Source organism: Legionella sp. W10-070 (assembly GCF_900640175.1).
In the GTDB taxonomy this organism is placed as follows: Bacteria; Pseudomonadota; Gammaproteobacteria; order Legionellales; family Legionellaceae; genus Tatlockia.
The window spans coordinates 1-9,681 of record NZ_CAAAJC010000041.1 but is presented as its reverse complement, the minus strand read 5'-3'; the positions used below and the strand labels follow the sequence as shown (position 1 = coordinate 9,681).

The following is a 9,681-nucleotide window of genomic DNA, read 5'->3' as shown; positions in this document are numbered from 1 at the left end:
TCATCAATGACAAAGCGGGACATCCAGTTACTCCATTTTAGCATGGAGCCTTTTTATCAGATTTTTTATCGTTTGAAAACTTTAAAAACACACCCTAGAGTTGTAATTTAATTTTGACCGATAGTCCTGCGTTTATCGAAGCTTGCTCCCATAGGGATTGACTACATTTGGAGGGGCCTATTGAATAAAAAAAGTTGGATGGAACTGCTTGCCTGGGTCATTGCTTTTGAAGCTATCGGATTTGTTTTAGGCATGCTGACTCAAGCGAATACTCTTTCCTGGTATGAAGGGCTCAATAAATCGAATTTGACTCCTCGAGGGTCAGTATTTTCAATTGCTTGGTCTCTTTTATATGCCCTTCTTGCAATAGCTGGTTGGGTTTTATGGCGCTCCCGAAATAAGTCAGAGATTAAGCCGGCTTTTTATTTATTTGCAGCCCAGATGCTCATGAATTGGGCATGGATCCCACTTTTTTTTGTCCTGCATTGGACAGGGTTTAGTTTTTTATGGATTCTGGTAATGACAGCCCTCACTGGGATTCTACTGTTTAACTTAAAAAACAAGAAAAAAAGCATTGCTGTATTGTTATTCCCCTACTTCATTTGGCTGCTTTTTGCAGCCTATCTCAATGGTATGATATGGTTTCTCAATTAACGAGCTGCAATGTATCATGGACATTAAGCTCTATCATCGAATTTTGATTATTTTTTATTAAGGCAAAACGTAACCGCTTTGAAGAGTGGAATTTGCATATAGTCCATGAGCACCGCAAATACAGCCAAGCTAACAAAAGAGACAGGTTAAGCAAGAGGTTTCATAAAAAGCCAGAAGGATAAAAATCATCATTAAGGGAGTAACATGACTGGATGGACGCTTAAGACATTTGCAATTGCCTTTTTTATCTTTATTTTGACCGATATAATATGGCTTGGATTCATCGCCAGAAATCTTTATTTTGACCAATACCAACAGTGGCTGCGTCTTTCAGAGGGGCAATTAAAGCCAATATGGTGGTCAGCTTTATTAGTCTATCTGCTTTTTGCCTTGAGCATTGTGGTCTTTGTTATACCGCTGGCTAAAACCTTATTACCATACGCAGCATTATATGGCGCGCTTCTTGGCGCTATTATTTATGGAGTCTATGATTTTATCTGTCTTGCTATTTTTAAGAATTTTCCTGTGGGCATGGCATTCCTTGATTGGCTATGGAGCATAGTACTGTGCGCCTGGAGTTCGATAGCGACTATCTATTTAAAAAGTTATATTCAATAACAAATCAGAGATTGGCCGAATCCAAATCTGTCATTAGTTGTTGGGCTTTATTAAGAATGCGATTTTTTTAGGATGATGAGGAGCATAATCCGTTTCCTCCTCCACCTCACATAAAAATACAATGTCCTCTTTTTTATTGATTTCCGCAAGTGAGGCGATTGTTTCATTGAGCTGATCACCCAATATAAAACATAGTGTCGTCATAGTAGTTCATTAAATTTTCATCTTGGGTCGAACTCGGCTCAACCCTCCATCAACAGGCATCACTTGCCCTGTGATCCAGTTATTATCCGGATCAAGTAAAAACCTAATTGCGCGAGCAATATCTTCTGGAACACCAATTCGCCCTAAAGCATGCATTGCCTGCGATGCATTCAAAACCACCTGATTGCTTAATAACGATGTGGTCAGCGGACTATTGACCATTCCAGGAGCCACGACATTCACTCTTAAACCGTTTGTAGCATAAGTGGCTGCAGCAGATTGAGCTAAACCAATGATACCCGCTTTGGCTGCCGCAATAGCTTCATGATTGGCCAGACCTACCAAAGCAGCGGCTGATGATATCAATACAACCGCCCCCCCTTGCTTCATAGTTAATCCAGCTGCTCGAATGGTAGCAAAAGAAGTAGTGAGTGACGCATTGATCACGGCTTGAAATTCATCAAAACTGGTACTGTGGGCATTTTTCAGAAGTAGCGAACCCGCACAATTCACGACGCCATCAAGGGGAGCTATTTGGCGAAAAACATCTAAAACCGCATCAAAATCAGTAGCATTCAGTTGAAAATCGGGGCTTATGTTATAATTGTCTCGTGCTGTGGTAAAAACGGTGTCACCTTGATTTTTTAAAAGGGTTGTTACGGACTGTCCGATAGCACTGCTTGCAGCAATTACCAAGTAGCGAGCCATATCATTCTTCTTGCATTAGTGTAAAAATATCTACTATGATGGATTAGCTCGTAAACTTCAATATTCATTATATGGACATGCCATGCCCTTGAATAAGTTAACTGGTGCAACCTTTCATGCCGCAATAATAGCAGGTTGTTATAAACTCATACACTATAGACAAGAACTCAACAAAATCAATGTTTTTCCAGTAGCCGATGGCGATACGGGAGATAATTTGTATTCTACATGCATGGCAATTATTGAGTTTTCCTCAGCAAAAATCGAATTAAGAAGCACTCTTGAATCTATTGCTGATGCGAGTACTATCGGTGCGCGCGGAAACTCCGGTATTATTTTTTCTCACTTTTTTAACTTATTAGCCAAAAATTTGCCGAACAAAGAAGAACTCCATTTTAATGACTTTTCAGAAATCGTGGTTCAAATTGGTAAAGAAATTGCTATGGTCGTAACTAATCCGGTACCGGGCACCATGATAACTCTCATTCAAAAATGGGGTTCGCTTTGTGGGATGAACCAATCTCGCTCTCTGTTAGCTCAGACCTTGTTGGAATTATTGCCTTTACTCTCTCATGAAGTGGATCAAACCAAGCAATTGTTAACTATTTTGCAAAAAACCAATGTTGTTGATGCTGGCGCTTTGGGATTTTATTATTTCATTGACGGGTTTACACAATTTTTGCAGCAACCACACTCCACAGACACAGCAACCATACCCCCACCTTTAGCCATTACAGAGCGCCTTCAGCTGACATGTGCCACAACAGAACATCGCTACTGTGCTGAAGCTGTCCTCAAATCTGCCTCGATTGATAAAAATAAATTATTACATTTTTTAAAGCAACAAGGGGACTGTGCCTCTGTTACAGGTAATGAGCGCATCACCAGATTTCATGTTCATACCAATAATCCTCGTGAAGTTTTCACGAGTTTATCTAAGGAATACACTATCCAATATCCTAAAGTAGATGACATGCAAAGACAGCATGAACTCCAGTTTGGAAAAAAATATAAGATAGCATTAGTGACAGACTCAAGTGCCGATTTACCCCAGGACTTCATTGATCAATATCAAATCCATCAAATTCCTTTAAACATTCATGTCGATGAACATCATTTACTGGATAAATATTGTTTTGAAACCAATGTATTTTACAAGCAACTTAACTCGTTCAAAACTCATCCGAAAACCTCCTGTTTGAACCCAATTCTTATAGAGGAAAAACTGGCAAAAATAGCCCCATATTATGATCATGTGCTTATACTATCAATATCCAGCCAAATGAGTGGCATCTACAATGCATTCCTTGTTGCAACCCAAAAATATGACAACATCACCGTATTGGATACCAAAACCAATTCTGGGGCACATGGATTACTTTTGCATTATGCAGGGCAGCTCATCGCGTCAGGAAATAACATCGAATCTATAGTCAATTTTGTCAGAGAAGCCATAAAAAATACCTATATTTTTGTCATGGTCAATCAATTTGAATCGATGATTCGCTCTGGCCGAGTAAATAAAATCTCTGGGCGCATTGCCCAATGGGTTAATATCAAACCTGTCATCTCCATTGATTCAGCAGGCCAAGGTATCATCGTCGACAAATGTTTTTCCCACTCAAGAGCAAGTAATAAATTAATTACCTTCCTGCAGAAAAAGAGAGACGAATCTCAACTCATTTTAGAGGATTACTGTATCGTTCATGCGGATGAAAAAAATCAGGCTTTGCGCCTCGCTGACATGGCAATCCGAGCATTCGATAAAGCACCCACTTACATAGAATCAGTATCACTTGCTATTGGTTTACATGCTGGTCAAGGATGTATTGCTCTTGCAGGTCGTATGAGTCCTGGTGATGAATATTAAGCTTTCGAGTATTATACACTTTATCTCGTACTATTTATGCTGGATGGGTTGTATATACTTTGCCGCTCATGGCTACCATTTATTGGGATTAATCATTACTGCATTAATCATGGCAGCACAGATTCTTTTGCAGATAATCAATCAACTCCACTGGCGTGATGCACTCCATTATGCTATGGGATTATCTCTATTAGGCGCTATCACTGATGCCATCTGGCTTCACAGCGGTATGATCTATTTTAAAGCCAATTTCTTTGGTTCCCATTTTCCGCCGCTTTGGATGATTGCTTTGTGGCTAAGTTTTGGATTTAATCTCGTTCTTTTATACCGCTACTGGTTAACTCACTACTTTATTTGGGGACTAATCATGTTTCCATCCATTATAATCGCGTATTGGCTAGGCGTTGAATTTGGAGCAGCAACCCTTATCAGCAGCGGAATGATATTTTACCTTTCTCTGGGGTTAACCTGGTCTCTATTCCTGCCTCTGAGTTTATATCTATTTAATTACACATGCAGCAAAGGAATAAGATGATAATTTTACTGGTAGTCGCCATCATCTTTTTACACATGTGCTTGATTTGGCTATGGTACCATTACACCAATAACCCCTCAGTTGTTGATGTCGGTTGGGCCTCCGGCTTAACACTGGCTGGCCTTGTCTATTTAAACAGCCACGAGTTTTCATTACGATCTATGGTTCTTTGCCTGGCACTGCTGATGTGGGGAGTTAGGCTTGGGGGGTATTTGTGGTGGACACGAATACGCCTTAAAAAAATAGACAAACGTTATCTTGCCTTGAGTAATGATTGGAAGCTTGCGAAACCTTTAGGATTTTTTTTAAATTTTCAGTTACAAGGCGCATTGATTTGCCTTGTTTCCATTTCCTGGTATTTCTCTTCTTCAACTAAATCAACACTCGATCTATTGGATATTTTTGCATTAATTCTATTTTTGACGGCAATAATTTTAGAAACAGCGGCTGACTCTCAATTACAATATTTCAAAACAAATAATCCAGGAAAAGTCTGTAATCAAAAGCTATGGCGTTATTGCAGGCATCCAAATTACTTTTATGAATGGCTGGTATGGTGCTCCTTTACCTTATTTGCTTTTTCGACTCCTTATGGATGGATAGCCATTATTTCTCCATTAACTCTTTATTTTATCATGACAAGAATCACAGCGCCCATGACGGAACAAGGGTCAATTGAATCCAGAGGTAATCTTTACATTGAGTATCAAAAAGTGACTCCGATGTTTTTCCCTAAATGGCTTAAAATAATTTAATATCAAAAAATGAACCAGGTTCTGCTGTCATACATAACTGAATATTTAAAAATCAGTTATCCTGTTACCCAAGAACGCCTCTATTCTTGAATAACAGGCTATCGAACAGCGGATTTATGCAATGTAAGTAACGTTGAGCAAAACACCATGAGTATATAAATGATTAAGGGATAATCCCTGGTTCAAAGTTTGCCCTGCCGAACGGCCAAGCTGACTTTTTCCCCAATCAGCAAACTCATAGCCAATACCAACTTGCCAGCATTCAGTCAGTGCTTTTTGGAGCCCTGCCCCAAGCGTATAAGTAAAGGCTGTTTTAGTATTGTTGGTAAAGTTAGCATTTTTTACCGCCTCAAAGATTGTTGGTGTATTATCAAATCCATAGGCCTTATTAAATCCAACACCAACGCTCCCACTAACCCAGGGAATAACCACATAATTCCTATCAAATAATAGCTTCCCCTTTAAAGCAACGCGCCTATGCTTTATTTTGTATTTATAAACATAATTATCAAATTGCGGGTCAGCGTCATCCCAAATCTCACCGGATAATTTTGCTTTGTCTGTAGCAGCTAGCGCCAAGCCAATTTGAGCCTGAAGCTGATTGTAAAAGTCTTTTTGCATTCCTAAAAAGAGTTCACCATATGCCAGACTACTAGTAGATTTCTTCGCATAATAGGTTTTTTCAATCTCAGGAGCCAGATAAAAAGTCTGTGTCTTTCCAGCCCTCTCCCAGACAGGTCCTCCGCTGATACTTGCAAGCCAGGATAGTTTGGAAACTGCTTCAGTCCCCATTCCACCGGCCATTGCCGTATGTACACAAAGACTCGCCATAAGGCCTGTTCCACAGTAAATTAATTGTTTATAAAACAAAGTATTATCCTCCTTGTATCAGGTTGCATTCAATATATAAAGCAATAACCGAATAAGCAATAGTAATTTCAGAAAATAATTATACCGCTTTTTATTTCAGAATCTGATTTGAAAAATAATACCTAGTTTTTGCAATAAATTGTGAGTATCCTATGACGGCGTTGCTAACAAGGAGACAGTCGTGACTACAGTCGCCAGCTTTGAAATACCCTTCATCCAGTTCCTTAATGAACAGGGTGAACTCTGCAATACATCACCCTCTTTCGCATCAGATAAGACAGTACTGAAAGAGTTGTATCAGGTAATGGTCCAAACAAGAGCATTTGATAAAAAAGCAATCGCTCTTCAGCGCACTGGAAAAATGGGGACTTATGCCCCAATTAATGGGCAAGAAGCCATCTCTACAGCCATTGGTCATGCCCTGCGCAAAGAGGACGTATTCATACCTTACTACCGAGACTATGCCGCCCAATTTCAACGTGGCGTGAAAATGTCCGAGATCTTATCTTACTGGGGTGGCGATGAGCGCGGCAGCCAATTTGCCTGTAACTCAGAAGATCTTCCCATTTGCGTCCCCATCGCGTCACAATGTTTACATGCCGCAGGTATTGCCTTTGCATTAAAGTATCGTAATCAGCCTCGAGTTGCAGTGGTCACTATTGGTGAAGGAGGCACTTCTGAAGGGGATTTTTACGAAGCCATGAATGTAGCCGGCACCTGGCAGTTACCAGTAGTTTTTGTAGTAAACAACAACCAATGGGCAATCTCAGTGCCTTTATCCAAACAAACAGCTGCCCAAACGATCGCACAAAAAGCCATCGCGGCAGGATTTGAAGGAATTCAAGTTGACGGAAATGATATTTTAGCTTGCCGGCAAGTAATTGGCGATGCAATCGAAAAAGCACGTCGCGGCGAAGGGCCTACTCTGATTGAAGCGCTGACTTACAGACTTTGTGACCATACCACCGCAGATGATGCTACGCGCTATCAACCCTGTGAAGAAGTAGAAGCAGCTCGCTTGAGAGAGCCTGTTAACCGGTTTAAACATTATTTAGAGCAACACAATATCTGGGATAAAAATCAGGAGGAATTATTAATAAAGCAGGTTAATAAGAAAATTGAGCACGCTGTTGAAGAGTATTTGAGTCGTGAACCACAACCAATTACCAGCGCCTTTGATTATCATTATGCTGAATTACCGGATTACCTGATTGAGCAACGTGCCATAGCCGTGGAGGAAGCAGCTCATGCCTGATATAACCTTGATTGAAGCAGTCACCCAAGCATTAGCTCATGAGTTGGCGAACGATGAAGATGTAGTCGTATTTGGCGAGGATGTGGGAAAAAACGGCGGCGTTTTTCGCGCAACCATTGGCTTGCAAGAGCGGTTTGGTGAGCGTCGGGTATTTGACTCACCTTTAGCAGAATCAATGATTGCCGGCCTTGCTGTTGGAATGTCCCTGCAAGGGATAAAACCTGTTGCAGAATTCCAGTTTATGGGGTTTATTTATCCTGCCATGAACCAAATTATCTCTCATGCGGCGCGGATGCGGAATCGTACACGTGGAAGATTACATTGCCCTCTGGTGTTTCGTGCCCCTTTCGGCGGCGGTATTCGGGCACCTGAACATCATTCTGAAAGTACTGAGGCACTATTTGCCCATATCCCAGGTCTACAGGTTGTCATTCCCTCTTCACCCAAACGTGCTTATGGATTATTGTTAGCCGCAATAAGAAATCCCGATCCTGTAATTTTTCTCGAACCCAAACGAATTTACAGGCTGGTCAAGCAACCTGTAGAAGATAATGGACAAGCATTACCTTTAGGTAAATGTTTTACATTACGGGAGGGAGATGATGTTACCTTGGTGAGCTGGGGAGCCAGCATTCACGAAACCATGCAGGCAGCAAAGCAACTCGCTGAAGAGGGCGTATCTTGCGAAGTCATTGATGTTGCAACTATCAAACCGCTAGACATGGAAACAATTATCGCGTCTGTCGAAAAAACAGGTCGATGCATCATAGTACATGAGGGTGCTAAAACCTGCGGTGTAGGCGCTGAAATTTCTTCACAGCTAATGGAAAATTCCTTACCTGATTTGCTGGCACCTGTGCAGCGGGTTACTGGTTATGATGTCGTAATGCCTTATTTTCAATTAGAAAAGCACTACATACCCAGTGTTTCACGAATCAAAAACAGTGTCATGAGTATAATGGAGTGATGATGAATATTTTCAATTTACCTGACTTAGGCGAAGGGCTGCCTGATGCTGAAATTCATGAATGGTTTGTTAAAGAAGGCGATATTGTCCAGACTGATCAGCCCTTGGTTTCTATGGAGACAGCCAAAGCCGTTGTAGATGTTCCCTGCCCTCAGAGCGGAACTATTGTTAAACTATTCGGAAAGCCCGGCGACGTCATTAAAACCGGGGAACCATTGGTTGCCTTTGAGGCAACAGAAACTCCCCGGGTAGACAAAGGTACCGTTGTCGGTAACCTGGAAGAGAGTACCGATGTCAGTGAAGATAATTTTACCATTGGCTCAGCAAATAAAGCTTCCCAACGCCCCAGAACAACCCCCGCTGTTCGATTACTGGCTAAAAAGTATGGCATCGATTTAAACGCCCTCACTGGAACAGGAGAGCATGGTGTTATTACCCGGGAAGATGTAGAAGCAGCAGCGAACAAAAAAACTCAACTTCCTGAAGGTTATGAAGCATTAAAGGGTGTTCGACGTGCGATGCTGAACAGTATGCTCCAGTCCCACCAGGAAGTTGTTCCTGTCAGTATCTTTGATGAAGCAGATATTGAGTGCTGGCAACCGCAAAGTGATATCACTGTTCGTCTTATTCGCGCAATTGTATATGCCTGTAAGCAGGAACCCGCACTCAATGCCTGGTTTGATACAAGCCATAGTGCGCGCAAATGTTTTACAGAGGTAAATTTAGGTTTGGCAATGGATAGCAACGACGGTTTATTTGTACCTGTTGTTCATGATGCGGCCAAGCACACAGATGAGCAGTTGCGACAAATAATTAATGATTACAAACAGGCGGTCCACAATCGTACCGTGTCTCCGGAAGTTCTAAAAGGAGCTACCATCACCTTATCAAACTTTGGTAAATTTGCAGGACGTTTTGCCAGCCCAATCATTGTACCACCAGCAGTTGCTATCTTGGCAGTAGGGCGATTATATGAGGGAGCAGTAGTCAATGACGGCAAAATAGAAAAACATCGTTTACTGCCATTATCGCTAAGCTTCGATCACCGCGCCATTACCGGGGGTGAAGCTACAAGATTTTTAGGTGCGGTCATTGAGTCATTACAAAAGCCAGCTTGAAATTTATATTCCGAGACTCGCTATAGGTTCTGTGGACAATTGATCCCTACTGCCTACGTACCGCGCTTTATGCTTCCAATTGGCCCTAAGTTTTTATTGACAAAGCTCTTATAATGCTGTTTAAGAG

10 protein-coding genes and 1 pseudogene are annotated in these 9,681 nt (G+C 41.4%); 8 read left to right on the top strand and 3 right to left on the bottom strand.

The window, feature by feature from the left end; genetic code table 11:
* The first annotated feature begins 180 nt into the window (after positions 1–180).
* Positions 181–654 (top strand): TspO/MBR family protein, encoded by a 474-nt coding sequence (locus E1O65_RS12040; RefSeq protein WP_133133841.1) that lies wholly within the window; start codon positions 181–183, stop codon positions 652–654.
* A gap of 204 nt (positions 655–858) precedes the next feature.
* Positions 859–1,272, top strand: coding sequence for a DUF2177 family protein (locus tag E1O65_RS12035; RefSeq protein ID WP_133133840.1), 414 nt, complete (start codon positions 859–861; stop codon positions 1,270–1,272).
* 51 nt (positions 1,273–1,323) lie between these two features.
* Here the strand turns inward: E1O65_RS12035 and E1O65_RS12030 are convergent.
* A pseudogene (locus tag E1O65_RS12030) lies at positions 1,324–1,476 on the bottom strand (cryptochrome/photolyase family protein); the annotation flags it as partial.
* 9 nt (positions 1,477–1,485) lie between these two features.
* The gene (locus E1O65_RS12025) at positions 1,486–2,184 is read right to left on the bottom strand and encodes an SDR family oxidoreductase (RefSeq protein WP_133133839.1); all 699 of its coding nucleotides are present in this window, start codon (positions 2,182–2,184) and stop codon (positions 1,486–1,488) included.
* Between the two features lie 82 nt (positions 2,185–2,266).
* On the opposite strand from E1O65_RS12025, the gene E1O65_RS12020 reads away from it, so the two are divergent.
* The 3 genes from E1O65_RS12020 to E1O65_RS12010 are packed head-to-tail and all read left to right on the top strand — an operon-like array spanning position 2,267 to position 5,344.
* Positions 2,267–4,054, top strand: a complete 1,788-nt coding sequence (locus E1O65_RS12020; protein ID WP_133133838.1) for a DegV family protein — start codon at positions 2,267–2,269, stop codon at positions 4,052–4,054.
* Positions 4,044–4,589: a DUF2878 domain-containing protein gene (locus E1O65_RS12015; protein WP_133133837.1), complete on the top strand. Its 546-nt coding sequence runs from the start codon at positions 4,044–4,046 to the stop codon at positions 4,587–4,589. Before E1O65_RS12020 ends, E1O65_RS12015 begins: the two co-directional genes overlap by 11 nt.
* Entirely contained in the window at positions 4,586–5,344 is a 759-nt protein-coding gene (locus tag E1O65_RS12010; RefSeq protein WP_133133836.1) for a DUF1295 domain-containing protein, read from the top strand. The genes E1O65_RS12015 and E1O65_RS12010 overlap by 4 nt, the downstream gene beginning before the upstream one ends.
* 114 nt (positions 5,345–5,458) lie before the next feature.
* On the opposite strand, the gene E1O65_RS12005 is transcribed toward E1O65_RS12010, so the two are convergent.
* Positions 5,459–6,175 carry a porin family protein gene (locus tag E1O65_RS12005; protein WP_133133842.1) on the bottom strand — a complete coding sequence of 239 codons (717 nt, stop codon included), beginning with the start codon at positions 6,173–6,175 and terminating at the stop codon, positions 5,459–5,461.
* Positions 6,176–6,395: 220 nt separating this feature from the next.
* Between E1O65_RS12005 and pdhA the strand changes: the two genes are divergently transcribed.
* From pdhA to E1O65_RS11990, 3 genes are read left to right on the top strand one after another with little or no spacing between them, the layout of a single operon-like run.
* Positions 6,396–7,469 (top strand): pyruvate dehydrogenase (acetyl-transferring) E1 component subunit alpha, encoded by a 1,074-nt coding sequence (gene pdhA / locus E1O65_RS12000; protein WP_133133835.1) that lies wholly within the window; start codon positions 6,396–6,398, stop codon positions 7,467–7,469.
* Positions 7,462–8,436 (top strand): alpha-ketoacid dehydrogenase subunit beta, encoded by a 975-nt coding sequence (locus E1O65_RS11995; RefSeq protein WP_133133834.1) that lies wholly within the window; start codon positions 7,462–7,464, stop codon positions 8,434–8,436. The genes pdhA and E1O65_RS11995 overlap by 8 nt, the downstream gene beginning before the upstream one ends.
* A gap of 2 nt (positions 8,437–8,438) precedes the next feature.
* Positions 8,439–9,554: a dihydrolipoamide acetyltransferase family protein gene (locus tag E1O65_RS11990; protein WP_133133833.1), complete on the top strand. Its 1,116-nt coding sequence runs from the start codon at positions 8,439–8,441 to the stop codon at positions 9,552–9,554.
* Positions 9,555–9,681 lie beyond the last annotated feature (127 nt).

Bases quoted from the DNA above. Each gene is read 5' to 3' on its own strand.
- E1O65_RS11990 (WP_133133833.1), top strand. From the start codon at position 8,439: ATGAATATTTTCAATTTACCTGACTTAGGCGAAGGGCTGCCTGATGCT.
- E1O65_RS12035 (WP_133133840.1), top strand. From the start codon at position 859: ATGACTGGATGGACGCTTAAGACATTTGCAATTGCCTTTTTTATCTTT.
- E1O65_RS12025 (WP_133133839.1), bottom strand. From the start codon at position 2,184: ATGGCTCGCTACTTGGTAATTGCTGCAAGCAGTGCTATCGGACAGTCC.
- E1O65_RS12020 (WP_133133838.1), top strand. From the start codon at position 2,267: ATGCCCTTGAATAAGTTAACTGGTGCAACCTTTCATGCCGCAATAATA.
- E1O65_RS12015 (WP_133133837.1), top strand. From the start codon at position 4,044: ATGAATATTAAGCTTTCGAGTATTATACACTTTATCTCGTACTATTTA.
- E1O65_RS12010 (WP_133133836.1), top strand. From the start codon at position 4,586: ATGATAATTTTACTGGTAGTCGCCATCATCTTTTTACACATGTGCTTG.
- E1O65_RS12005 (WP_133133842.1), bottom strand. From the start codon at position 6,175: ATGGCGAGTCTTTGTGTACATACGGCAATGGCCGGTGGAATGGGGACT.
- E1O65_RS11995 (WP_133133834.1), top strand. From the start codon at position 7,462: ATGCCTGATATAACCTTGATTGAAGCAGTCACCCAAGCATTAGCTCAT.